Below are 24,488 nucleotides of genomic sequence, written 5' to 3' on the forward strand. Positions count from 1 at the left end.
GTCAGTCCGCCCGGCCGGTCGGGGCAAGGTCCGCGATATGGGCGATCAGCCGGCTCGCAACCTCGTCCTTCGGCAGCGTCGGCCAGGTCTCGACATTTGCGGCGGTGACGAGATGGACCGTGTTGGCGTCGCCACCCATCACGCCGGTGCCGCCGACGTCGTTGGCGACGATCAGGTCGCAACCCTTCTTCGCCAGCTTGGCCTTGGCGTAGTCGATGACGTTCTGGGTTTCGGCGGCAAAACCGACGACCAGCGGCGGGCGCCCGCTCTTGCGGTGCGCGACGGTGGCCAGGATATCGGGGTTCTCGACCAGCGCCAGCGGCGGCAGGGCCTTGCCATCCTTCTTCATCTTTTCCGGCGCGGCATCGGCGACGCGCCAGTCGGCGACAGCGGCGGCGAAGATCGCGATATCGGCCGGCAAGGCGGTTTCGACTGCGCCCAGCATCTCGCGGGCGGATTCGACATGGACGGTCTCGACACCGTCCGGGTCGGGCAGATTCACCGGACCGCTGACCAGCGTGACCCGCGCGCCCGCCGCGGCGGCAGCCGCCGCGATGGCGTGGCCCTGCTTTCCAGAGGAGCGGTTGGCGATGTAGCGCACCGGGTCGATCGCCTCATGAGTCGGCCCAGAGGTGATCAGCACATGCCGGCCGGCGAGCGGGCCCGGCTTGGTATGGTCGCCGCCGGGCAGCCTGCCGAGGAAGCCGATGGCGCGGGCGGCCGCAGGCTTTTCGCCGGCCAGTGCCGACTCGATCGCGGCCAGCAGCTCGGGCGGTTCGGCCATGCGGCCCGGCCCGTTCTCGCCGCGCTCGGCCATGGCCCCGACATTCGGGCCGACGACGAGGACGCCGTCCTTCTCGAGCTGGGCCATGTTCCGGCGCGTCGCCGGGTGCTGCCACATCCGCGGGTTCATCGCAGGCGCGATCAGGATGCGCTTGTCGGTGGCAAGCAGCGCCGTCGAGGCGAGATCGTCGGCGAGGCCGTTGGCCATCTTGGCGATCAGGTCGGCAGTCGCCGGCGCCACGACAATCAGATCGGTCGAGCGCGACAGCTGGATATGGCCGATATCGGCTTCGTCTGTCAGCGAGAACAGATCGGTGAAGCAGCGTTCGCCGGCGAGCGAGGAGACGGTGAGCGGCGTGACGAATTGCTCGCCGGCCTTGGTCAGGATGCAGCGCGCGGCGATGCCGCGATCCTTCAGCCGGCGGATGACTTCGAGCACCTTGTAGGCGGCGATGCCGCCGCCGATGATCAGAAGGACGGAGCGGGAAGCGGACAAGGCGGCTCCTCGGGCAGCGAGAGCGTCGGACTGACCGCTTCCTAGCATCCGGGATGTTGGCCTGTCATGCGCTCCCGGTCCGCCGCGGCCCGCATCGTGAGGAGCAGGCGCCAGCCTGCGTCTCGAAGGATGCTTCACGAGGTTCCGGAGGCAGCCGGAACGTCCTTCGAGACGGCCCTTCGGGGCCACTGGGGACGAGGACTGGCTTTGCGAGCCAGGCCCCGGCCTGTTCCGCCGTCAATCGCGTGGCAGCTCCGGCACCTTGTAGGCCGTCGTCGCCTTGATCCGCTCCATGGCGAAGCGCGAGGTCACGTTCTTGAGCGGGATCGTCTCGATCAGCTTCTTGTAGAAGGCGTCATAGGCGGCCATGTCGGCGACGACGACGCGCAGCATGTAGTCGACATCGCCAGCCATCCGGTAGAACTCCATCACCTCCGGCATCGCCGCGACCATCTGCGCGAATTTCTCCAGCCAGGGGCCGGAATGATCAGCGGTTTCGATCTGGACGAAGACGGTGAGTCCGAGCCCGATCTTCTCCGGCGCCACCAGCGCGACGCGCTTCAGGATCACCCCTGCCTGTTCGAGCTTCTGGATGCGCTTCCAGCACGGCGTCTGCGACAGCCCGACGCGATCGGCCAGTTCGGCGATCGAAATATTCGCGTCGGCCTGCAGGACAGTGAGAATTTTCCGGTCGATGGCGTCCATTCTCTCAAACTCGCTCTTGGAAGAAATTTAAACTATCAAATCGTCCATATAAAGATGGTTTATCTTTTTAAGGTCGATCTATTGCATTCAGATAGAAAATCCTTTTCTCAATCTGTCAATGGGGCTTGATCGAGGCTCGATCTGCCCGCGCTGCGAGAAGGATTTGCACGATGGACCGCCGCCAGTTTCTCATCGCGGGAGCGAGCCTTGCTGCCACCCTGCCGTTCGCCGGTGCGGCCCGGGCGCAGAGCGTCACGGCGCGCGTCGGCTATATCCCGATCGTCGGCACGGCGCCGTTCTTCGTCGCGTCGGGCGAGGGCTGGCTGAAGCAGGGCGGCCTTGACGTGGCTCTGACCGTGTTCGAGTCCGGTCCGAACATGATCCAGGCGCTCGCCTCCGGCACGATCGACGTCTATGTCGCCGGCGTCGCCCCTCTGGCCGTTGCCCGCTCGCGCGGTGTCGACATCCGCGTGGTCGCCTCGACGGCGATCGGCGAGAACGTGGTCGTCAGCGCGCCCTCGCTGACGAAATTCTTCACCGCCGGCACCAGCGCCGCAGCCGCCTTCAAGGCCTTCCGCGCGGCCAACGGTAAGCCCGCCCGCCTCGCGACCCAGCCGGCCGGTTCCGTGCCCAACACCACGCTGCAGTATTGGCTCTGGGAGGTCGCGAAGGTCGACAAGGCCGATGTCGAGATCGTGCCGATGGGCATCGATGCGACGCAGCAGGCGATTCTCGCCGGCGCCGTCGACGGCGGCAGCGTCCGCGAGCCGGCCCTGACGATCATCCAGAGCCGCAATCCGCAGATCAAGCTGATCGCCGGCGGCGAGGAAGTCTTCCCCGGCCAGCCCGGCACGGTCGTCGCCGTTTCCGGCGCCTTCGCCACCAAGAACCCCGAAGCCGTGCAGACCCTCGTCAACGGGCTGGTCAAGGCTGCGGCCCTGATCAAGGCGAACCCCGCCAAGGCTGCGCCCCATGTCGGTGCGGCTCTCGGCAAGGGCATCGTCGACCCCGAGTTGATCCAGAAGGCGCTGGTCTCGCCGGCAAGCCAGTTCGAGATCGATCCGCGCAAGATCATCGAGCCTGCCCGCGCCATGCAGGCCTATCAGGTCAAGCTCGGCTCGCTGGAGAAGGAACTGCCCTTCGACGGCCTGTTCGAGACGCGGTATTACGAGCGCGCGGTCAGGGCGGGCGGCTGACATTGTGAGTAGTCTACGGGCTCCGGCCCTCGCGCTTCTGGGTCTCGTCGCCTTCCTGCTGCTTTGGGAGGCGGTGCCTTACTTCGGGCTGGTAAATCCGGCCTTCCTGCCGCCGCCGAGCGCGCTGCCGAAGGCGTTCATGCGGGAGGTCGCCTCCGGTGCCTGGCTCTCGGCCATACTCGGTTCGCTCTGGCACTACTTCGTCGGACTCTTCGTTGGTGCCGGCCTCGGCGTTGCTGCCGGCATCCTCGTCGGCATGTCTGGTATCGCCGAGGAGGCGACGGCCTGGGTCGTGCGCGTTCTCAGGCCGATTCCCGGCCTCGCCTGGGTGCCCTTCGCGATCATCTGGTTCGGCGTGACGCCCGGCGCTGCCGTCTTCATCATCGCGATCGGCGTGTTCTGGATCGCCTTCTTCGCGGCGCAGGGCGCGATCCGCGGCGTCGATCGCGATCTCGTCGAGGTTGCCGATGCCTTCGGTTTTCGCTCGCCTTGGGCGCGCCTGTCCAAGATCCTGCTGCCGGCGGCGATGCCGGGCATCCTCGTAGGCTTCCGCACGGCGCTCGGCCAGGCCTGGATGGCGGTGGTCGCGGCCGAGATCTTCGGTGTCGCCGGTGTCGGCCAGCGCATGATGCAGGCGTCGAGCCTCCTCGCGACCGATATCGTCGTCGTCTACATGCTGACCATGGCGGCGCTCTACGGCCTGCTCGACACCGGCTTCGTCGCCTTCCAGAAATGGGTGCTGCGTTGGAAAGCGTGATCGAGATCAAGGGGCTGTCGCTGACCTTCACCCGCGACGGCGAGCAGACCGAGGTGCTGCGCAAGCTCGACCTCAGTGTCGGGCGCGGCGAATTCCTCGCCATCGTCGGCCCTTCCGGCGTCGGCAAGTCGACGCTGCTGCGCGTCATTGCCGGGCTCGCGAAGCCGAGCGGCGGCGAGGTCGTCATCAATGCCAGGGATACGACGCGCAGGCCGGTCGCTCTCGTCTTCCAGGATTCGCGGCTGCTGCCCTGGCGCAAGGTCGTGTCCAATGTCGGCTTCGGCCTGGAAGGGCGGGTCTCGCGGGCCGAGCGCCTGGCAAAGGCGGGCGAGACGCTCGATCTCGTCGGCCTGGGCGCGCTGGCGCAACGCTGGCCGCATCAGCTTTCGGGCGGGCAGCGCCAGCGCGTCTCGCTGGCGCGTGCGCTCGCGGTCGAACCCGAGATCCTGCTGATGGACGAGCCCTTCTCGGCTCTCGATGCCCTCACCCGCGAAACCCTGCAGGATGAGCTGATCCGCGTCTGGCAGCGCACCGGCAAGACCGTGCTCTTCGTCACCCATGACATTGACGAAGCCGCCTATCTCGCCGACCGGGTGGTCATCCTGTCGGGCGCGCCCGGCCAGATCATCGCCGAGCACCGCATCGACGCGGCCCGCCCGCGCCGGCGCGGTGCAGCAGCCGAGGCTGAGATCGTGCGGGCCGTCCGCCAGGGGCTCGGTGCCGACATCGTCATGGACGGAGCCGCAATCTAGCGATCGGTGCGATCCGAAGCGCGGTCATCCCGGGGCTTCGCTTTGCTGCGCCCGGGGTGACGGCGCAGTTCTTCAATCCTTGCCGAGAAACGCCCTGAACGTCTCCCCGTAATCCTTGTGCCAGCGGGAGAGCGGCGGGCGGTTTTCGATGATGTCGCCCATCGCCCAGGCCATGCGCTTTTCGTCGAGCGCGCGGGTCGTATCGCCATCGGGGCAGAGGATGTAGAAATCCCCGGCGGCGAGCCGCTCCAGCATGAAGTCCACGGTCTGCTCCGGCGTCCAGGCGCCATCCGGCTTCTCGACGCGACCGCGCGCGGTCAGCGGTGTGAAGACGAAGCCGGGGATCAGCAGATGGGCGCTGACCCTGCAACCCTTGGTGTTGCGTAGCTCGTGCTGCAGCGCCTCGGTGAAGGCCTTCACGCCGGCCTTGGAGACATTGTAGGCCGGATTGCCCGGCGGGGTGGTGATGCCCTGCTTCGAGCCGGTGTTGATGATCAGTGCCGGCTCGCCATGGGAGATCATCTCGGGCCCGAAAAGCTGCGTACCGGCGACGATGCCGCCGAGGTTGACGGCGAGCGTGCGCTCCCAATTGTCCTGCGGCCCGAAGATCGCGCTGCCCGGCTGCGTGCCGGCATTGTTCATGAGGACATGGACTTTGCCGAAACGGCCTATGACCGCCTCGTGCAGATGGGCGATCTCGTCCCGGCGCGAGACGTCGGTCGGGACCGCAAGCACATTGTCGTCGCCGATCAGCGTCGCCAGAACCTGGCCGGCCGCCTTCAGCGCTTCGGTGTCCCTGTCTGCGATCACGATCCTCATGCCGCTATCCGCGAAGGCGCGGGCGGCAGCGAAGCCTATCCCGGATGCGCCGCCTGTGATGACGGCCACGTGGGAAGGAGCGAGAGCGGGGTGGCTGGTCATGATCTTCATGGTCCACGATTCGGGCGCTGGAGCTAAGGCGCGAGCAGAGGCGACATCATGGCACGCTGCCTGCCGCAAACAGATGACGGAGAATGCGGCAGGGCCGGCCTCACCGCCTTGTCATTGGTATGCGAGACCGGATTGAGGCATGAGGTCCGGGTATTCGAGGACAGCGACGAGATCATGCGGCGTATTTTCGGTGGAGGTTTCCTGGGCAAGGCGGTGCTGGCGCTGGGACTGCTGGCGCCCAGCTTGGCCCTGGCGGTCGAATCCGCTCCGGTGACGTCGCCGCGCGTCACCGCCGCGCTGCTGTCGAGCCGTGACACGGTGATGCCGGGCGAGCGCTTCAAGGTCGCGCTGGTCCAGAAACTCGCCCCGCACTGGCATACCTATTGGCTGAACCCCGGCGATTCCGGCGAAGCGACGCGGATCCAATGGCGCCTGCCCGCCGGTGCGACGGCCGGAGACATCCAATGGCCCGCACCGAAGGCGATCCGGGTCGAACCGCTCGTCAATTTCGGCTTCGAAGGAACCGTGCTGCTGCCGGTCGAGATCACCGTGCCGGCCGATGCCAGGCCCGGCGACAATTTTTCGCTGAAGGCCGATGCCACCTGGCTGGTCTGCGAGAAGATCTGCATTCCGGAGGAAGGTTCGTTCACGCTCGATCTGCCGGTTGGTCCGGCTGGCGTCACCGATGAAGCGGCGCAGGCGCGCATCGATGCGGCGCTGGCAGCCCTGCCGAAGCCGGCGTCGTTCCGGGGCAGGCTCCGCGGCGAGGGCGACAGGCTCGCTCTGGAGTTGCCGGGGCTGCCGGCGGGCGCGAGCGATCTGCGCTTCTTTCCGGTTCTGGATACGTTGATCGAGCATGCGGCCGACCAGCAGCTTGCCGCAGGCGAGAAGCCGGTGCTGACGCTGGTCCGCTCCAGCGCCTTCAAGCTGCAGGAGCCCGAGGTTTCCGGCGTCCTGACCTTCCGCGAGAACGGCGCGGCCAGGGCCGTGACGCTCGCTGCCGATGCCGACCCCGCGCTGTTGATGGCGGCAGGGACAGCCACGTCGGAGGCTCGGCCCGCCATTGTGCGGATTCCGGTCCCGGTCGAGGGCGCCGATCTGACGATCTGGGCGGCTCTGGCGCTGGCTTTCGCCGGCGGGCTGATCCTCAACCTGATGCCCTGCGTGCTGCCGGTGCTCTTCATCAAGGCGCTCGGCTTCGCACAGCTCGCTCATGCCCATCGCAGCGCCGTGCGCCAACAGGGCCTGTTCTTCCTCTGCGGCGTGCTCATCGCTTTCACGGTGCTGGCCGGCGCAGTGATCGGGCTCGGCGCACTCGGCAACAGCGTCGGCTGGGGCTTCCAGCTCCAATCACCGCCGCTTGTCATCGCGCTGGCGGTGGTTATGGTGCTGATCGGCCTGAATCTGCTCGGCGCCTTCGAGATCGGTGCTTCGATCACCGGCGTGGGCGATGGTCTCGCCAGCCGGGGCGGCCGCTTCGGTGCCTTCATGACCGGCGTGCTTGCCGTCGTCGTAGCGACGCCCTGCACGGCGCCTTTCATGGGGGCGGCGATGGGTTATGCGGTGACGCAGCCGCCGGCGGTCGCTCTCTCCGTCTTCCTGGCGCTGGCGCTCGGCTTTGCGCTGCCGATCGTGGCGCTCTCCTTCGCCCCCGGCCTGCTGCGGCTGCTGCCGAAGCCCGGCCGCTGGATGCTGGTGCTGAAGCAGGCCTTCGCATTCCCGATGTTCGCGACCGCGATCTGGCTGATCTGGGTCGCTTCGGTGCAGACTGGCCCGCAAGGCGTGCTGGCGGCACTGGTCGCTGTGTTCGCGGCGGGCTTCGTCGTCTGGCTCGTCGGCGTCACCCGCGGCTCCCTGCCGCGCCGCGCCTTCGGGACGGTGCTGGCCGTGCTGGTTGCGCTCGGCGCCGGCTGGTTCACGGTCGAGAACGCCGTGCCGGGCGCCAACACCGAGGCGCGGGCTGGCGATGTCCAGGCCTGGTCGCCCGAGCGCGTCGCGGCGCTGCAGGCTGAAGGGAAGCCGGTCTTCGTCAACTTCACCGCGGCCTGGTGCATCACCTGCCTCGCCAATGAGCGCGTCGCGCTGTCCCGGCAGGAGGTGAAAGACGCCTTCGCCAGGCTCGGCGTGACCTATCTCAAGGCGGACTGGACCAATCGCGATCAGCGCATCGCCCAGGCGCTGGCCGAGCAGGGCCGCGCCGGCGTGCCGCTCTACCTGTTCTATCCGGGCCGCAAGGACGGGCAGGCCGAGATCCTGCCGCAGCTCCTGACGCCCGATACCGTGATCGCGGCCGCCCAGCGCGCGGCAGGCCGGGATGCGAAGACCGCTGCGGCAACGCCGTAAGGCTCCGACGTTCAGGAAGGGAGACAGACATGAAAGGCCTCACCAGACAGACTTTCATCGCCGGCCTGACTCTCGCCGGCCTCGCCGTCCCGGCGGTCGCCTTCGCTCAGGGAGCGGCCAGGATTGGCGCGCCGGCCCCCACTTTCCAGGCCGTCGATGCCGACGGCAAGACCCGCAATCTCGCCGATTTCGCGGGCAAGACCGTGATCCTCGAATGGACCAATCACGAATGCCCCTATGTGCGGAAGCACTACAACAGCGCCACGATGCAGACGCTGCAGAAGGACATGGCGAAGGAAGGCATCGTCTGGCTCTCGGTCATTTCCTCGCCGCCGGGCGAGCAGGGCTATGTCGACGGAGCCAAGGCCAAGGAGCTGACGGTCCAGCGTGACGCCGCGCCGGCCGGCATCCTGCTCGATCCCAAGAGCCAGGTGGCGCGGGCCTATGGCGCGCAGACCACGCCGCACATGTACATCATCGATCCCAAGGGCAGGCTCGCCTATATGGGCGCGATCGACGACAAGCCGTCCTCCGCAGCCTCAAGCCTCAATGGTGCGAAGAGCTATGTCCGCCAGGCGATTGCGGAGCTGAAGGCCGGCAAGCCGGTCACGGAAGCAAGCACCAAGGCCTATGGCTGCGTCGTGAAATACGCGCCGCTGAGCTGATCGCTCGCCGCCGTCATGCTCGGGCTCGACCCGAGCATCTCTTGCCGAGAGAGGCTCCGCGTTTCTTCCTGCCAGCGATTCTCGGGTCTGCGTTCCGCTTCGCCCGAGAATGACGGCGGACCGCTGGCCCGCCTACTGCGAGCGCGGTCCGAGATCGCGCGGGGCGGCGTTGATCGTGACGATCTGGCCGTTGCGCAACTCCAGCACGGCAAGCCCGCGCTCCACCTGTCCATCCGTCCGGAAGCGGAAGACGCCGTCGGCGCCGGCGAAGCCGGAAGCATTGGTCAGGACGCTCTCCGAGAAGCGCTGCGATCCCTGCGTGCGGGCCAGCGCCGCGGACAGCGAAACGGCGTCATAGGCGAGCGTCGCGGTACGGGTCGGCGCGCTGTTGAAGCGTTGCTGATAGCGCCCGGCGAAGGCGTTGAAACCGGCGGTGTCGGGCGAGGCGAACCAGCCGCCCTGGACCGCCGGTACGCGCGCCACGCCGGCATCATTCCAGACGCCGGTGCCGAGCGGCTTCACCTTTGCCGGGTTGTAGCCGGCCTCCTGCAGGAGCTGGCCGAGCGTCGGCATGGTGTCGGCGGCGGCGGGCACGAACAGCGCATCCGCCTGCTGCAGCGAGGGCATCAGCCGCTGGACCGCACTGCGCATCGCGGCCGGATCGGCGCCAAAATGCTCGATCGCGGCGACACGGCCGCCTCGGCTGGCGACGGCTTGCTGGAAGGCCGCCTCGACAACCTTGCCATAGGCGGTATCGGGAAGGAGGGCGGCGAAGGATTTCCGGCCTTGCTGGCTGGCATAGGCGATGACGCGGTTGACGTCGTTCTCGGGCGGGAAGGAGAGCAGATAGACACCGCGCGAGGCGACGCTGGTGTCGCTGGAGAAAGCGATGATCGGGCGATTTGCACCGCGCGCGACCTGCGCCGCCGCCTGCACCGAAGGTGCGAAGAGCGGGCCGATGATCAGTTCCGCCCCTTCCGAAAGCGCTTCCTGCGTCGCCGCGCGGGCGCCTTCCGGCGTGCCGCGGTCGTCCTTCACCAGGAGAGTGAGGTCCGCGTTCGGAAACTCGGCCAGCGCCATTTCGGCGGCGTTCTTCAGCGAGTTGCCGACGATCGCGCCCTGCCCCTCCGCCGTCAGCGGCAGCACGAGGCCGACCTTGACCTTGCCGTTGCCGATGGTCTGCCCGGTTGGCGCCGTACCCGGCGCGGGCGAGCCGGAATCGAAGCCCGGCAGGCCTGATGTGCCGCCGCCGCAGGCGGCCAGCGCAAGCGGCAGAAGAACCGCGAGAGCCCGTGCCTTCAACCGCAGGACCGGCGTGACGTACCGATGATGCAACACGGGCGATCTCCAGTCGTGACCGGGCAGGCAGGCGCTCGCCCGGCGATGAGTTCCAGCGGAAAAATTGCCCCCGCCGGACACGTGCCAGTGCGGAATCCTATTTTCAAGTTGTTAACTATGAGTTGCACACACAGCGCGACGCTGTGCCATGGCGTGGCGGCTGCCGCTGTGGCAGCGTGGCGCGATGTCGAATGATGCCGCTGCCCGCCCTCCCAGCTACACCGCCTTCGGACTGCGCGCCGAGGCCGAGCGGCTGGCGCCGGGGCTTCACATCGTCGCGACTCCGATCGGCAACCTGCGCGACATCTCGTTCCGGGCGCTGGCGACGCTCGCCGCGGCCGATGTGATCCTGGCCGAGGATACTCGCACGTCGAAGACGCTGCTGGCGCATTATGGTATCTCGACGCCGCTGCTGCCCTATCACGAGCACAATGCGGCGCAGATGCGGCCGAAGATTCTCGCGAAGCTGCGCGAGGGCGGCAAGCTTGCCCTGATCTCGGACGCCGGCACGCCGCTGGTCTCGGATCCCGGCTACAAGCTCGTCGCCGAGCTGGTGGCGGAAGGGCTGCCGGTCACCGGCATTCCCGGTCCTTCGGCCGTGCTGGCGGCGCTGGTGCTGGCGGGTCTGCCGACCGACCGCTTCTTCTTCGAGGGGTTTCTTCCGCCCAAATCCGCGGCAAGAAAGTCCCGCCTGACCGAACTCGCGGTGATTCCCGGAACGCTGGTCTTCTTCGAATCGCCGCGCCGCCTCGCCGAGATGCTGGCCGACGCAGCAGCGGTGCTTGGTTCGCGGCCCGGCGCGGTGGCGCGTGAGCTCACCAAGTACCATGAGACGGTGCGGCGCGGCGCGCTGCCGGAACTCGCCGCGCATTACGAGAGCGAAGAGGAGCCGCGTGGCGAGATCGTCGTCATCATCGGCCCGCCCGGCGCCGTCGAGCTGCTGCCGGCCGGCGATGTGATCGACGAGCGGTTGCGCGCCGCACTGGCGAAGGTCTCGCTGAAGGAGGCCGTCGCGCAGGTCGCGGCCGAGACCGGCCAGCCGCGCCGGAAAGTCTACGCGCGCGCCCTTGAACTCACTCGCGACGATCCGTGAGCGGAGCGGCTGCCGATCCCGGCAAGCGCAGCCGCAAGGCCAGGCGCTCCGGCCTCACCGGCCGCCGTGCAGAATGGTTCGCCATCCTCTGGCTGACGGCGAAGGGCTACCGGCTGCTGGAACGGCGCTTCGGCGGAAAGGGCGGCGAGATCGATCTGGTGATGAAGCGGGGCCTCACCGTCGCCTTCGTCGAGGTCAAGGCGCGTGGCCGGCTCGATGATGCGCTGACCGCGGTGACGCCGGAAAAGCGCCGCCTCGTCGAGCGCCGCATCCGGCACTGGCTCGCGCGCAATCCCTGGGCGAACGATCACCATCTGCGTGCCGACGCTGTGTTTCTGGCGCCCTGGCGCCGGCCGTGCCATGTGCCGGCTGCCTTTGCGCTCGTCCTGTGACGCAAGTGCATTGCGCAAAAAAGTGGGTACCCGTTTTTCCTGCAGCTACGCTCTAAGATTCTGGAATCAATCACGTTTTCAGCATTCTGACGATTCCGTCAGAATGCGACGTGATCGACGCGACCCACTTGCAGGAACCCCGCCCGCGGCCCGATAAGAACCGGCCGCAACAGGAAGGCCTGCCATGACTCTCTCCGTCGCCATCCAGATGGACCCGATCGAGCGCATCCGGATCGCCGGGGACACCGGCTTCTCCCTGATGCTGGAAGCGCAGGCGCGCGGCCATACGCTCTACACCTACACCCCCGACAAGCTCTCGATGCGCGACGGCAAGGTCACGGCGCCGATGCGCCCGGTCACGGTGCGGGATGCGGAGGGCGATCATTTCACGGCGGGAGCCGAGGAGAAGATCGATCTCTCGACGCTCGATGTCGTCCTGCTGCGGCAGGACCCGCCTTTCGACATGGCCTATGTCACCACGACGCATATGCTGGAGCGCATCCATCCGAAGACGCTGGTGGTCAATAACCCGGCCGAAGTCCGCAACGCGCCCGAGAAGATCTTCGTCACCCATTTCCCGGAGCTGATGCCGCCGACGCTGATCACCCGCGACAAGGCCGAGATCGAGGCCTTCCGCGACGAGCACGGCGAGATCGTCATGAAGCCGCTCTACGGCCATGGCGGCGCGACTGTTTTCAAGACCAGCAGGACCGATCCGAATTTCGGCTCGCTCTTCGATCTGTTCAGCAACCTCTTCCGCGAACCCTGGGTCGTGCAGGCCTTCATCAAGGAGATCACCGAGGGCGACAAGCGCATCATCCTGATCGACGGCAAGGCGGCGGGCGCGGTCAACCGCGTCCCGGCGGTGGGCGACCTGCGCGCCAACATGGTGCGCGGCGGCGCTGCCCGGCCGACCGACCTGTCGAAGAAGGAGCTCGAGATCTGCGAGGCGATCGGCCCGGCGCTGCGCGAACGCGGCCTTTTGCTCGTCGGCATCGACGTCATCCACGGCAAGCTCACCGAGATCAACGTCACCGCGCCGACCGGCGTGCGCGCCATCAAAAAGCTCGGCGGGCCGGATCTGGCGGCGCAGCTCTGGGACGTGATCGAGTCGAAGCGCTGAGCTTTGCAGCTTCGCGCGTCATCCCGGGTCAACGCCGCCAACGCGGCTCGTCCGGGATGACGGCTGCTGCGCTATTCTGAAAGCCTCAGGCCGCGACGCTGCCGCCGCTCAGCGGGTTCATCTCGTCCCAGCCATAGCGCAGCGTCTCGAACCGCATTGTCAGCGCGTCGAGCAGCAGCAGCTTGCCGACCAGTGGCTCGCCGAAGCCGGTCACGGCGCGGATCACCTCCAGCGCCATCAGCGAGCCGATGATGCCGGGCAGCGCTCCGAGCACGCCGGCTTCCGCACAGGTCGGGATCGAACCGGGCGGCGGAGCCTCCGGGAAGAGGCAGCGCCAGGTCGGATTCGGCCGGCCGTCCGGGCCGGCTTCGTGAGCACGGATCGTGGTCAGCGAGCCGTCGAAGCGCCCCAGCGCCCCCATGACGACCGGCCTGTGCTCGTGGAAGCAGGCGTCGGAGACGGCATAGCGCGTCGCAAAATTGTCGGACCCCTCGGCCACCACGTCGTAGAAGGCGATCAAGGCCCGGGCATTGTGCGGGTCGATGCGGGTGACATGCTCCTCGACCACGACATGCGGGTTGAGGTTGCGCACGAAGCGAGCTGCGGCGACGGCCTTGTGGGCGCCGACATCCTCGGTGGTGAAGATGGTCTGGCGCTGCAGGTTCGAGAGCGAGACGATGTCGTCGTCGACGATGCCGATCTTCCCGACGCCAGCTGCGGCGAGATATTGGATCAGCGGCGCGCCGAGCCCGCCCGCGCCAACGACGAGCACGCGCGCGTTCTTCAGCTTCTGCTGCCCTGGGCCGCCGATCTCCGGCAGCACGATATGGCGCGCATAGCGCTCGATCTCGTCGTCGCCCATCATCATGGCAGCAGCGTAAGACGATGGCCGTTCTTCGGCAATCGGCATGGCGATTGCGGCATCGGCCGGGCATGAGCTTTGGGCGGCTTGGCCGCGCCGACGAGCCATGCCATCGTGTCGGCATCGAGGGCCGGACCACGGCGCCCGGCCATAACAGGGGATCGGTTCATGCGTCTGGGTTCTTTTGCGGCGGCACTGGCCGGCGTTGCGCTTTCGGCTGTGGCGGCGCTGGCGCAGCAGGCGATTAAGCCGGCCGTGGTCTATGACAAGGGCGGCAAATTCGACAAATCCTTCAACGAAGGCGTCTTCATCGGCGCCGACAGGTTCAAGAAGGAGACCGGCGTCGATTTCCGCGATTTCGAGCCGGCGAACGATGCCCAGATCGAGCAGGCCCTGCGCCGCTTCGCCCGCGACGGCCATTCGCCGATCATCGCGGTCGGCTTCTCGCAGGCGACCGCGCTGCAGAAGGTTGCGGCCGAGTTCCCGAACCTGAAATTCACCATCATCGACATGGTCGTCGACCTGCCGAACGTGCAGTCGGTCGTCTTCAAGGAGCATGAGGGCTCCTATCTGGTCGGCCTGCTAGCCGCGATGGCCTCGAAGACAGGCAAGGTCGGTTTCGTCGGCGGCATGGATATCCCGCTGATCCGCAAATTCGCCTGTGGCTATGTCCAGGGCGTCAAGGCGGGCAAGGCCGATGCCGAGATTTTCCAGAACATGACCGGCTCCACGCCGGCCGCCTGGGCCGATCCGGTCAAGGGCGGCGAGCTCGCCAAGTCCCAGATCGATCGCGGCGCCGACGTGATCTACCACGCTGCCGGCGGCACCGGGATCGGCGTGCTGCGGGCGGTGGCGGATGCCGGCAAGCTCGGTATCGGCGTCGATTCGAACCAGAATGCCCTCCATCCCGGCAAGGTGCTGACCTCGATGCTCAAGCGCGTCGACGTCGCGGCCTACAATTCCTTCAAGGCCGCGCAGGACGGCTCCTGGAAGCCGGGCATCTCGGTTCTCGGCCTCAAGGAGGACGGCATCGACTGGGCGCTGGACGACGCCAACAAGGGGCTGATCACGCCTGAGATGAAGGCCGCGGCCGACAAGGCCAAGGCCGACATCATCGCCGGCACCGTCAAGGTGCACGACTACATGTCCGACCAGAAATGCACGATGTGAGGAGCAAGACGCTCCCTTGAGTGCAGCATCAGCCAAAGGCGCGCCCTCGCCGGCGGCCATCGAGCTCGTTGGCATCTCCAAGCGCTTCGGCGCCGTCGCGGCCAACAAGGACGTCTCGCTGACGGTCGCCGCCGGCTCGATCCACGGCATCGTCGGCGAGAACGGCGCCGGCAAATCGACGCTGATGTCGATTCTCTACGGCTTCTACGAGGCCGATGACGGCGAAATCAGGATCGGCGGCACGCCGCGCCGCATCCGTTCCTCGGCGGATGCGATCGCGGCGGGGATCGGCATGGTCCACCAGCACTTCATGCTGGTCGAGACGCTGAGCGTGGTCGAGAACGTGGTGCTCGGTGCCGAAGGCGGCGCCTTCCTCAAGGGCGGTCTGGCGAAGGCGCGGGCGGCGCTGGCCAGGCTTTCTCAGGACTATGGCCTCGCCATCGATCCCGATGCGATCGTCGGCGAGCTCTCGGTTGGCCTGCAGCAGCGCGTCGAGATCCTGAAGGCGCTCTATCGCGGCGCGGAGATCCTGATCCTCGACGAGCCGACCGCGGTGCTGACGCCTGCCGAAGCCGATCAGCTCTTCGCCCTGCTCAGGGCGCTGAAGACGCAGGGCAAGACGGTGATCCTGATCACCCACAAGCTGCGCGAGATCATGGATGTCACCGACAAGGTCTCGGTGATGCGCCGTGGCGAGATGGTTGCCCATGTCGCCACGGCCGAGACCTCGCCGCCGGCGCTCGCCGAGGCAATGGTCGGCCGGCGCGTGCTGCTGCGGGTCGAGAAGCCGCCGCGCGAGCGCGGCGCGCCCGTGCTGGAGGCGGCCGGTCTGTCCTGCCGCGATGCGCGCGGGGCCGAAACCTTGCGGGACGTCGGCTTGACCCTCCATGCCGGCGAGATCGTCGGCATCGCCGGCGTCGCCGGCAACGGCCAGAGCGAACTCCTCGAAGTGCTCGCCGGGTTGATCCAGCCGACGCGCGGCGTCATCCGCCTCGGCGGCGAGATTCTGTCGGGCGCCGATCGCCACCCGGCACGGCTGCGCCAGCTCGGGCTGATGCATATCCCGGAGGATCGCCACCGCAGCGGCCTCGTCACCACCTTCTCGGCCGCCGAGAACGCGATCCTCGGCTATCAGCACGATCCCGCCTTCGGCGCCGGCCCGCTCCTGTCGCCCACGCGGATCGAGGCCCATGCGCGCGAGGCCTTTGCGGCTTATGACGTGCGCCCGCCCGATCCGGCGCTGAAGACCGCGAAGTTCTCCGGCGGCAACCAGCAGAAGATCGTGCTCGCCCGCGAGATCGAGCGGCATCCCAAGGTGCTGCTCGTCGGCCAGCCGACACGCGGCGTCGACATCGGCGCGATCGAGTTCATCCATCGCCGGCTGGTCGAATTGCGCGATGCCGGCGTCGCGATCCTGCTGGTTTCTGTCGAGCTCGAGGAGGTGATGGCGCTCTCCGACCGAATCATTGCCATGTGCGGCGGCCGGATTACCGGCGAACGAGCTGGGTCTGGCGCGGATGAGCGCGAGCTGGGCCTGCTCATGGCTGGCGTAGAGGAGGCCGCATGATGGAACAGAGGCTGACATTGGTGACGCTCGGCGTCGCCGACCTCGAACGGTCGCGGCGCTTCTATGCTGCGCTGGGGTGGAACGAGATCGAGCCACGGCAGGGCAGTGTCGCCTTTTTCCAGCTGAACGGCATCGGCCTGTCGCTGTTTCCGCGGACCGAACTGGCGAAGGACGCGCAGGTGCCCGACGGGGCGGCCGGCTTCGCCGGCATCACCCTTGCGCACAACCTGCGCAGCGAGGCGGAGGTCGATGCGGTGTTCGCGGAGATGGTTGCGGCGGGGGCGACAGCCGTGAAGAAGCCTCAGAAGGTGTTCTGGGGCGGCTATTCCAGCTATGTCGCCGATCCGGACGGCCATCTCTGGGAGCTTGCCCACAACCCCTTCTTCCCGCTCGACACCGCCGGCAACGTGACGCTGGCCGGATGAGCGCGGCCCCGGTCGACCTGCCGCGTTGGGCCGACATCGCGCTGGTGCCGCTCGTCTCGGTAGCGGCGGCCTTGCTCGTCGCCGGCCTCGTGGTCATCGGCATCGGCGAGAACCCGCTGGAAGCGACCGCGCTCCTGCTGCGCGGTGCGCTCGGCAGCGCCGAGGGCATCGGCTTCACGCTGTACTACACGACGAATTTCATCTTCACGGGGCTTGCCGTGGCGGTCGCCTTCCATGCCGGGCTGTTCAATATCGGTGGCGAGGGCCAGGCGACCGCGGCCGGCATCGCGATGGCGATCGCCTGCCTCGGCCTGTCCTGGGCGCCGGGCGTCCTCGCCGTTCCCATCGCGATCCTGGCGGCGGCGGCGGGTGGCGCGCTCTGGGCCTTCATCCCCGGCTGGCTGCAGGCGAAGCGCGGCAGCCATGTCGTCATCACCACGATCATGCTGAACTTCGTCGCGGCGACGCTGATCGTCTACCTCCTGCGCGAAGTGATCGGGAAGCCCGGTTCGATGCAGCCGGAGACGCCGGATTTCCCGGCGCAGGCGGTGCTGACGCCGATGCACCAGCTCCTCGCCCCGCTCGGGCTGAACTTGCCTTCCACCCCGCTCAACAGTGCCTTCCTGCTGGCCCTGATGGCACTCGTCGCAGTCTGGCTGCTGATCTATCGCTCGCGGCTCGGCTATGCGATCCGCACCGTCGGCGCCAATCCGCGCGCCGCCGCCTATGCAGGCATTTCGCCGGCTGCGGTCACCATGATCGCGATGGCGATCTCCGGCGCGCTCGCCGGCGGTCTCGCGGTCAATGAGGCGCTCGGCGTGCAGCATCGGCTGGTGCTCGACTTCACCGCCGGATACGGCTTTGTCGGCATCGCGGTGGCGCTGATGGGGCGCGGCCATCCCCTGGGTGTCGCGCTTGCGGCCCTGCTTTTCGGCGTCCTCTACCAGGGCGGGGCCGAGCTTTCCTTCGACAAGCCGACCATCACCCGCGACATGGTTGTCGTGATCGGCGGCGTCCTCATCCTCTTCGCAGGAGCGCTCGACGGGCTCTTTCGACGCCTGGTTGCGGGCGTGCTGCGCATCGGCGGGGGTAACGCCTGATGGATTGGCTTCAGACGCTCGCCGTCGTGCTCGATTCGACGATCCGGTTGTCGGTCCCGCTGATCTGCGCCGCGATGGCTGGCCTCTGGTCGGAGCGGGCCGGCGTCGTCGATATCGGCCTTGAGGGCAAGATGCTGATCGCGGCCTTCGCCTCTGCGGTCGCGGCCTTCGTCACTGGCTCGGCCTGGGCGGGTTTGGGTGCTGGCATTCTCGCCGCGCTCGCACTCGCGCTGGTCCACGGCTTCGCCGCCATCACCTGGCGCGGCAACCAGATCGTTTCCGGCGTCGCCGTCAACATGCTGGCGGCGGGGCTCACCGTCGTCCTCGGCAATGCCTGGTACGGGCAGGGCGGGCGCACGCCCTCGCTGGAAGGCGCTGCGCGCTTCGGCGAGCTCACCTTGCCCTTCGCTCCCTGGGCGCGCGAACATGTTCCGATTCTCGGCCTGTTCTATGACGAGGTCGTCTCGGGCCATGCCGCGCCGGCCTATCTCGCCTTCATCTGCGTGGCCGTTACCGCCTTTGTGCTCGGCCGGACGCGCTTCGGCCTTCGCATCCGCGCCGTCGGCGAGAACCCGGCGGCGGTCGATACCGCCGGCATCTCGGTCGCCGGCCTGCGCTACGGCGCGGTCGCGATCTGCGGCGTGCTCTGCGGCATCGGCGGCACCTATCTCGCCGCCGCGCAATCGGCCGGCTTCCTGCCGCATATGACGGCCGGGCGTGGCTTCATCGCGCTTGCGGCTGTCATCTTCGCCAATTGGCGGCCCTGGCCCGCGCTCGGCGCCTGTCTGCTCTTCGGCCTGCTCGATGCGGTCGCGATCCGGCTCCAGGGTGTCAGCCTGCCGGGGGTTGGCCTCGTTCCGGTGGAAGCGATCCAGGCCTTGCCCTATCTGATGACCATTGTCCTGCTAGCGGGATTTATCGGCAGGGCGACGCCGCCCAAGGCCTCAGGCCTGCCCTATGTCAAGGAACGCTGATTTGCCGGCCCTGCCCGATTTCGATGCTCTCTTCGCCGCGGCAGCAGCGATCCAGCCGCGCGCCTATGCGCCTTATTCGCGCTTCAGGGTGGGCGCGGCGCTGTTCTCCGACGACGGCGTCATCCATGTCGGCTGCAATGTCGAGAACGCGGCCTATCCGGTCGGTACCTGCGCAGAGGCAGGCGCCATCTCCGCGATGGTCGCCGGGAGCGGGAAAGCGATCCGCGCGATCCTCGTCTTCGGCGAAGGCCCGGAACTCGTCACGCCCTGCGGCGCCTGCCGCCAGCGCATTCGCGAATTCGCGGCGCCCGAGACGCCGGTGGCGATCGCGGGACCTGAAGGCATCCGCGCGCGTTTCACCCTGGCGGAGCTGTTGCCAGCCTCCTTCGGACCGGCCAATTTGCCGCGGTGATTTGCGACTGCTGCTGCGGCGGCCGGGGAGAGGAACTAATGGCGGCCGATCCGGTCTTCGACGAGGCGGCATCCGTATTGGCCGAGCGCGGCATCGACACGATCGATTGCGCGCTTGTGCTCGGCACCGGCCTCGGCTCCATCGCCGAGGATGTGCAGGATGCGGTGCGCATTCCCTATGCCGAATTGCCCGGCTTTCCGCGCGGCGAGGTTTCCGGCCATGCCCGCCAGCTCTGCTACGGCACGCTGCATGGCCGCAAGATCCTGATCTACCAGGGCCGCGCCCATTATTACGAAGGCGGCGACCCGGCCGTCATGCGCGTCCCGCTCGGTGTTCTCACGGCCTTCGGCTCGCCACCGCTGATCCTGACCAACGCGGCCGGATCGCTGTCCCCCGCGATGCGGCCGGGCAGCCTCGCCATCATCACCGACCATATCAATCTCAACGGACCTAACCCGCTGGTCGGCGACCAGGGCGATGGCCGGTTCGTGCCGATGGTCGATGCCTATGATCCGCATCTGCGCGGCCGGCTGAAGCGGGCTGCGCAGAAGGTGGCGGTTCCGCTGGGCGAGGGCGTCTATATGTGGTTCTCCGGCCCGAGCTTCGAGACGCCGGCCGAGATCCGCATGGCGAAGACCCTCGGCGCCGATCTCGTCGGCATGTCGACGGTGCCGGAAGTCATCCTGGCGCGGCGCCATGACATCCGCGTCGCCGGGCTATCGGTCGTCACCAATATGGGCGCCGGCCTCCATGGCGGCGCGCCGCACCACACCGAGACGCGCGATGTCGCCGCCATTGCGTCGTCCGCTCTACGGCGCCTGTTGCGCGCCTTCCTTTCGGAGCTCTGAGCCATGTCGGATGCGGATATCGCCACGCGCGTGCTCGCACTGCTCGATCTGACCGATCTCGCCGATGACGCGACCGCCGACGGCGCGCGCGACCTGTGCCGGCGCGCCGTCTCCGGCCCTGTGCCGGTTGCGGCGGTCTGTCTCTGGCCGCGCTTCGTCGCGGCGGCGCGCGAAGCGCTCGGCGACAGCCCCGTACGCATCGCGACGGTCGTGAATTTTCCGGATGGCGACACCCCGATTGCGCCGGTGGTCCGCGAGACCGAGGAGGCGCTCGAGGCCGGCGCCGACGAGATCGACCTCGTCCTGCCCTGGCGTGCCGTCCTGGCCGGGCAGCTCACCGCAGCGGGCGCCATGGTCCGCAACGTCAAGAGGGGTTGCGGCGACAAGCTGCTGAAGGTCATCCTCGAAACCGGCGAATACCCCGATCTCGACAAGGTCCGGGTCGCTTCAGAGCTCGCCATTGCCGCCGGCGCCGATTTCATCAAGACCTCGACGGGCAAGACCGCGCGCTCGGCCAGCATCCCGGCGGCGCGTGCCATGCTGGGCGTGATCGGCATGACGGCGCGGCCCGTCGGGCTCAAGCCCTCCGGCGGCATCCGCACATTGGCTGACGCGAAGAGCTACCTCGCTCTCGCCGATGCCATGATGGGGCCGGACTGGGCGACGCCCGCGACTTTCCGTTTCGGCGCGAGCGGCCTCTATGCCGCTCTCGTCGAAGAGATCGGCGGCGCTGCGCCTGGGGCGCAGCTGTCCGGGAGCTATTGAATGCGCCTGACCCAGGAAATCATCGCCGCCAAGCGCGACGGGGCCGAATTGCCCGATGCCGATATCCGCCAGATCATCGCAGGATTGACCGACGGCTCGGTAACCGAAGGACAGGCGGCGGCCTTCGCCATGGCGGTCTATTTCAACGGCATGAACGAGAAGGAGCGCGTCGCACTCACCCTCGCCATGCGCGATTCCGGCACCGTGCTGCGCTGGGACGATCTGCCCGGTCCGGCCCTCGACAAGCACTCGACCGGCGGCGTCGGCGATACGGTGAGCCTGCCGCTCGCGGCTGCGGTCGCGGCTTGCGGCGGGTATGTCCCGATGATCTCCGGGCGCGGCCTCGGCCACACCGGCGGCACGCTCGACAAGCTGGATGCGGTGCCGGGCTATGTCACCCAGCCGGGCATCAACCTGTTCCGCAAGGTCGTGCGCGAAACCGGCTGCGCCATCATCGGTCAGACCGCGGATCTCGCTCCGGCCGACAAGCGGCTCTATGCCATCCGCGACGTGACGGCGACGGTGGAAACCATTCCGCTGCTGGTCTCCTCGATCCTGTCGAAGAAGCTCGCTGCCGGCCTCCATGGCCTCGCCATGGACGTGAAGTTCGGCTCCGGCGCCTTCCTGCCCGATTATGCCAAGGCCCAGGCTCTGGCCCAGGCCCTGGTCAGCGTCGCCAACGATTCCGGCCTGCCGACGCACGCGCTGCTGACCGACATGGACGAGCCGCTTGCCTCGGTCGCCGGCAACGCGCTCGAGGTCGCCTATGCGCTCGACCATCTGACCGGCCGCCGCCGCGAGGAGCGCTTCCATGAGGTCACGGTCGCGCTGGGCGCCGAAATGTTGCTGCTCGGCGGGCTTGCCGCCGATCTCGAGGCGGCGCGCGCGAAGATCGAGACTGCCTTCGCCTCGGGCGCCGCGGCCGAACGCTTCGCCCGGATGGTGGTGGCGCTTGGAGGACCGGCGGATTTACTGGAAAAGCCGGCAAAACACCTCGCCGCCGCGCCGATCGTGAAGCCGGTCTTCGCGGAGACCGCTGGGTCTGTCGTCGCGGTCGACACGCGCGCGGTCGGGCTTGCGGTCGTCGCGCTCGGTGGCGGTCGCGTCCGCCCGCAGGATCCGATCGACCATGCCGTTGGCATCGTCGAACTGGCTGGCATCGGTGAAGCGGTTGGCCCGGAGCGTCCGATCGGGATCGTTCACGCCCGCGACGAGGCGCACTTCGCTGCGGCGAGTACGCGCTTGCGCAAGGCTTATCGGATCGGCGAGGGTGCGGCGCGCGGCCCGCTGGTCGCCGAACGGATCACGGAGAGGGTGTCGGCATGAGTTTGCTTCTGGCCATGACGGGCTGGCATGTCGAGGATTGGCGTGCCCGGTTTCAGGCGATGCTGCCTGAGATGCCTATCGTGGTTCTCGGCGAGCCCTTCGACCGCCGCGCGGTCCACTATGTCGCGAGCTGGAAGCACCCGGCCGGCAGCCTGACAGGCCTGCCCAATCTCGCCGCGATCTTCTCGCTTGGCGCCGGCGTGGACTTTCTCTTCGCCGACGACAAGCTGCCGGCCGTGCCGATCGCCCGCGTCGTCGATCCCGATCTGACCACGCGGATGAGCGAGTACGTCGTGCTGCACTGCCTGATGTATCTGCGCCAGCAGCACCGCTACATCAGCCAGCAGCGCGAGAAGCTCTGGGAGGATGACCGTAACCAGCCGGCGGCCCGCTCGGTTCGTGTCGGCATCATGGGGCTGGGCGAACTCGGATTGGATGCGGCGGCCAAGCTCAAGGTCATCGGCTTCGACGTTGCCGGCTGGAGCCGCTCGCAGAAGAACATCGAGGGGCTGCGCACCTTCTCGGGCGAAGAGGGCATGAAGGACTTCCTCGCGCGGACGGACATCCTCGTCTGCCTCGTGCCGCTCACGCCGGAGACGCGCGGCATCATCAATGCCGGGCTGATCGCTGCCCTGGCCCAGAATGGGCGCCTCGGCGGTCCGGTCGTCATCAATGCCGGGCGCGGTGGGTTGCAGGTCGAAGAGGATATCCTGGCGGCGCTCGACGCGGGGACATTGAAGGGCGCGACGCTCGATGTCTTCGAGACCGAGCCGCTGCCGACCGCCTCGCCGCTCTGGAGCCATCCGGGCGTGACGATCACGCCGCATAACGCGGCGATGTCGGAGCCGGAAGCGATCGCTTCGCTGATCACGGCGCAGATCAGGCGGCTGGAAGCCGGCGAGCCTCTGCAGCACCTGGTCGATCCGGCCAGAGGATACTGAGCGCCTCCGCTGCGACCGTCACCGAACGGTCGCAGCGCTGTCGTCGGGTCGCAATCCCGGCGCGCGAAGCGGACTGGTCTTTTCCAGTCCGGAGGATTTCATGCGCTCGTCGCTCGCCATTGCCCTGCTTCTGTCCTCGACCATGCTCGCCGGGGCCCAGGACGCCCAGAAGGAATTTCCGTCCAAGCTCGTCGGCCAAGCCCTGCTGCCGGCAAACACGATCATTCCGGCGCCCGCCGATGCGCCGGCCGATCTCAAGGTGTCCGGCAAGTTCGTGACGCCGGGCAAGCGCGTCGAAGCCGTCGGCACGGTGATGGGCACCTCGGGCGGGCGCCCGACCGGCCTTTCCACCCCCTTCGCCGGCCAGCCGGTCCAGGGTTTCTCCGGCATCCGTTCGCTCGGCAACGGCGAGTTCCTCGTGCTGACCGATAATGGCTTCGGCACCAAGGTGAACTCGCCCGACGCGATGCTGTTCTTCCATCGTCTCAAGGCCGATTTCGACAAGGGCGCGATCGAGCGTCTCTCGACCACCTTCCTGCACGACCCCGACAAGAAGGTGCCGTTCCGCATCGTCCATGAAGGCACGGAGAAGCGCTATCTGACCGGCGCCGACTTCGACCCGGAATCGATCCAGCCGATCGGCGGCAAGTACTGGATCGGTGAGGAGTTCGGGCCCTATCTCATCCGCGTCGATGCCAACGGCAAGGTCGAGGCGGTGTTCGAGACCACGGTCGATGGCAAGCCGGCCCGCTCGCCCGACCATTACGCCGTGACGACGCCCGGCGCACCGAACCAGTCCGTCGAATTCAATGTCCGCCGCTCCAAGGGCTATGAGGGCATGGCGCAGTCTCCCGACGGCCGCTTCCTCTATCCGCTGCTGGAGGGGCCGCTCTGGAACGCCGAGACCAAGGGCAATGAAGAGGTCGACGGCAAGGAAGTGCTGCGCATCCTCGAGTTCGATGTCGCCAACGAGAAGTGGACCGGCCGCTCCTGGTTCTTCCCGCTGGAGCAGAAGGGCCTCGCCATCGGCGACTTCAACATGATCGACGCCACGACAGCGCTGATCATCGAGCGCGACAACGGCGAAGGCACGGCCGACAAGGCCTGCGCCGCCAGCCAGAAGGGTCCGGACTGCTTCCACGACCTCGCCAGGTTCAAGCGCATCGTGAAGATCGAGATGACCGACGCCAATGTCGGCAAGCCCGTGCGCAAGATCGGCTTCATCGACCTGATGAAGATCGCCGACCCCGACAAGAAGGCGAAACAGGGCGCCATCGACGGCGTGCTGCCCTTCCCCTTCTTCACCATCGAGAACGTCGATGTCGTCGATCGCGCCAAGGGCATCATCGTCGTCGGCAACGACAACAATCTGCCGTTCTCCTCCTCGCGCGATCCCAAGAAGGCGGATGACAACGAACTCGTCCTGCTCTCTGTGAAGGAACTGCTCGACGCGAAGTGAGATCGCCCGCACCGCCGGCTTGGTTGAGCGCGGCGGTGCGGCTCACATTATTCTGGCCGGCGGCCG

The 24,488-nt window shown here is 67.6% G+C and carries 24 protein-coding genes; 19 read left to right on the top strand and 5 right to left on the bottom strand.

Features of this window, described 5'->3' with window-relative positions; genetic code table 11:
• Nucleotide 1: 1 nt before the first annotated feature.
• The gene (locus AB4Z10_RS14710; RefSeq protein ID WP_441471131.1) at nt 2–1,279 is read right to left on the bottom strand and encodes a phosphopantothenoylcysteine decarboxylase domain-containing protein; all 1,278 of its coding nucleotides are present in this window, start codon (nt 1,277–1,279) and stop codon (nt 2–4) included.
• 237 nt (nt 1,280–1,516) lie between these two features.
• Nucleotides 1,517–1,984 (bottom strand): Lrp/AsnC family transcriptional regulator, encoded by a 468-nt coding sequence (locus AB4Z10_RS14715; RefSeq protein ID WP_441471132.1) that lies wholly within the window; start codon nt 1,982–1,984, stop codon nt 1,517–1,519.
• 170 nt (nt 1,985–2,154) lie between these two features.
• On the opposite strand from AB4Z10_RS14715, the gene AB4Z10_RS14720 reads away from it, so the two are divergent.
• Genes AB4Z10_RS14720 through AB4Z10_RS14730 form a run of 3 tightly spaced genes read left to right on the top strand, consistent with a single transcriptional unit; the run spans nt 2,155 to nt 4,689 of the window.
• Complete coding sequence (locus AB4Z10_RS14720; protein WP_441471133.1) at nt 2,155–3,180, top strand: ABC transporter substrate-binding protein; 1,026 nt, start codon at nt 2,155–2,157, stop codon at nt 3,178–3,180.
• A gap of 4 nt (nt 3,181–3,184) precedes the next feature.
• Nucleotides 3,185–3,937, top strand: coding sequence for an ABC transporter permease (locus tag AB4Z10_RS14725; RefSeq protein ID WP_441471134.1), 753 nt, complete (start codon nt 3,185–3,187; stop codon nt 3,935–3,937).
• Nucleotides 3,913–4,689, top strand: a complete 777-nt coding sequence (locus AB4Z10_RS14730) for an ABC transporter ATP-binding protein (protein WP_441471135.1) — start codon at nt 3,913–3,915, stop codon at nt 4,687–4,689. The genes AB4Z10_RS14725 and AB4Z10_RS14730 overlap by 25 nt, the downstream gene beginning before the upstream one ends.
• A gap of 72 nt (nt 4,690–4,761) precedes the next feature.
• Here AB4Z10_RS14730 and AB4Z10_RS14735 read toward each other — a convergent pair whose 3' ends face one another.
• Nucleotides 4,762–5,610 carry an SDR family NAD(P)-dependent oxidoreductase gene (locus tag AB4Z10_RS14735; RefSeq protein WP_441471344.1) on the bottom strand — a complete coding sequence of 283 codons (849 nt, stop codon included), beginning with the start codon at nt 5,608–5,610 and terminating at the stop codon, nt 4,762–4,764.
• A 183-nt stretch (nt 5,611–5,793) separates the two neighbouring features.
• Here AB4Z10_RS14735 and AB4Z10_RS14740 point away from each other — a divergent pair, with 183 nt between their 5' ends.
• Complete coding sequence (locus tag AB4Z10_RS14740; RefSeq protein ID WP_441471136.1) at nt 5,794–7,962, top strand: protein-disulfide reductase DsbD family protein; 2,169 nt, start codon at nt 5,794–5,796, stop codon at nt 7,960–7,962.
• A 29-nt stretch (nt 7,963–7,991) separates the two neighbouring features.
• The gene (locus AB4Z10_RS14745) at nt 7,992–8,627 is read left to right on the top strand and encodes a thioredoxin family protein (RefSeq protein ID WP_441471137.1); all 636 of its coding nucleotides are present in this window, start codon (nt 7,992–7,994) and stop codon (nt 8,625–8,627) included.
• Between the two features lie 132 nt (nt 8,628–8,759).
• On the opposite strand, the gene AB4Z10_RS14750 is transcribed toward AB4Z10_RS14745, so the two are convergent.
• Complete coding sequence (locus tag AB4Z10_RS14750) at nt 8,760–9,965, bottom strand: penicillin-binding protein activator (RefSeq protein ID WP_441471138.1); 1,206 nt, start codon at nt 9,963–9,965, stop codon at nt 8,760–8,762.
• Between the two features lie 184 nt (nt 9,966–10,149).
• On the opposite strand from AB4Z10_RS14750, the gene rsmI reads away from it, so the two are divergent.
• The 3 genes from rsmI to gshB all read left to right on the top strand — a co-directional run bounded on the left by rsmI (nt 10,150) and on the right by gshB (nt 12,573).
• Nucleotides 10,150–11,058, top strand: a complete 909-nt coding sequence (gene rsmI / locus AB4Z10_RS14755; protein WP_441471139.1) for a 16S rRNA (cytidine(1402)-2'-O)-methyltransferase — start codon at nt 10,150–10,152, stop codon at nt 11,056–11,058.
• Nucleotides 11,055–11,450 (top strand): YraN family protein, encoded by a 396-nt coding sequence (locus AB4Z10_RS14760; protein WP_441471140.1) that lies wholly within the window; start codon nt 11,055–11,057, stop codon nt 11,448–11,450. Before rsmI ends, AB4Z10_RS14760 begins: the two co-directional genes overlap by 4 nt.
• 184 nt (nt 11,451–11,634) lie before the next feature.
• Complete coding sequence (gene gshB / locus AB4Z10_RS14765; protein ID WP_441471141.1) at nt 11,635–12,573, top strand: glutathione synthase; 939 nt, start codon at nt 11,635–11,637, stop codon at nt 12,571–12,573.
• Nucleotides 12,574–12,658: 85 nt separating this feature from the next.
• On the opposite strand, the gene AB4Z10_RS14770 is transcribed toward gshB, so the two are convergent.
• Entirely contained in the window at nt 12,659–13,441 is a 783-nt protein-coding gene (locus AB4Z10_RS14770) for a HesA/MoeB/ThiF family protein (protein WP_441471142.1), read from the bottom strand.
• 162 nt (nt 13,442–13,603) lie between these two features.
• Between AB4Z10_RS14770 and AB4Z10_RS14775 the strand changes: the two genes are divergently transcribed.
• The 11 genes from AB4Z10_RS14775 to AB4Z10_RS14825 all read left to right on the top strand — a co-directional run bounded on the left by AB4Z10_RS14775 (nt 13,604) and on the right by AB4Z10_RS14825 (nt 24,422).
• Entirely contained in the window at nt 13,604–14,605 is a 1,002-nt protein-coding gene (locus tag AB4Z10_RS14775) for a BMP family lipoprotein (RefSeq protein WP_441471143.1), read from the top strand.
• A 16-nt stretch (nt 14,606–14,621) separates the two neighbouring features.
• The gene (locus AB4Z10_RS14780) at nt 14,622–16,172 is read left to right on the top strand and encodes an ABC transporter ATP-binding protein (RefSeq protein ID WP_441471144.1); all 1,551 of its coding nucleotides are present in this window, start codon (nt 14,622–14,624) and stop codon (nt 16,170–16,172) included.
• Entirely contained in the window at nt 16,169–16,597 is a 429-nt protein-coding gene (locus tag AB4Z10_RS14785) for a VOC family protein (RefSeq protein ID WP_441471145.1), read from the top strand. The genes AB4Z10_RS14780 and AB4Z10_RS14785 overlap by 4 nt, the downstream gene beginning before the upstream one ends.
• Nucleotides 16,594–17,697, top strand: coding sequence for an ABC transporter permease (locus AB4Z10_RS14790; protein WP_441471146.1), 1,104 nt, complete (start codon nt 16,594–16,596; stop codon nt 17,695–17,697). The genes AB4Z10_RS14785 and AB4Z10_RS14790 overlap by 4 nt, the downstream gene beginning before the upstream one ends.
• Complete coding sequence (locus AB4Z10_RS14795; protein ID WP_441471147.1) at nt 17,697–18,671, top strand: ABC transporter permease; 975 nt, start codon at nt 17,697–17,699, stop codon at nt 18,669–18,671. The genes AB4Z10_RS14790 and AB4Z10_RS14795 overlap by 1 nt, the downstream gene beginning before the upstream one ends.
• 1 nt (nt 18,672) lies before the next feature.
• Nucleotides 18,673–19,083 (top strand): cytidine deaminase, encoded by a 411-nt coding sequence (locus tag AB4Z10_RS14800; RefSeq protein ID WP_441471148.1) that lies wholly within the window; start codon nt 18,673–18,675, stop codon nt 19,081–19,083.
• Nucleotides 19,084–19,121: 38 nt separating this feature from the next.
• Nucleotides 19,122–19,931 (top strand): purine-nucleoside phosphorylase, encoded by an 810-nt coding sequence (locus AB4Z10_RS14805; RefSeq protein ID WP_441471149.1) that lies wholly within the window; start codon nt 19,122–19,124, stop codon nt 19,929–19,931.
• Nucleotides 19,932–19,934: 3 nt separating this feature from the next.
• Complete coding sequence (gene deoC / locus AB4Z10_RS14810; protein WP_441471150.1) at nt 19,935–20,696, top strand: deoxyribose-phosphate aldolase; 762 nt, start codon at nt 19,935–19,937, stop codon at nt 20,694–20,696.
• Nucleotides 20,697–22,022, top strand: coding sequence for a thymidine phosphorylase (deoA, locus tag AB4Z10_RS14815; protein WP_441471151.1), 1,326 nt, complete (start codon nt 20,697–20,699; stop codon nt 22,020–22,022). It abuts the gene before it with no gap.
• On the top strand, nt 22,019–22,963 hold the full coding sequence (locus tag AB4Z10_RS14820; RefSeq protein ID WP_441471152.1) for a 2-hydroxyacid dehydrogenase: 945 nt from the start codon (nt 22,019–22,021) through the stop codon (nt 22,961–22,963). The genes deoA and AB4Z10_RS14820 overlap by 4 nt, the downstream gene beginning before the upstream one ends.
• A 100-nt stretch (nt 22,964–23,063) precedes the next feature.
• A complete protein-coding gene (locus AB4Z10_RS14825; RefSeq protein WP_441471153.1) occupies nt 23,064–24,422 on the top strand; it encodes an esterase-like activity of phytase family protein in 1,359 nt (452 codons plus the stop codon).
• Nucleotides 24,423–24,488: the final 66 nt, after the last annotated feature.

Origin of the sequence: Allobosea sp. RAF48 (assembly GCF_052114025.1) — a bacterium.
Lineage (GTDB): Bacteria > Pseudomonadota > Alphaproteobacteria > Rhizobiales > Beijerinckiaceae > Allobosea.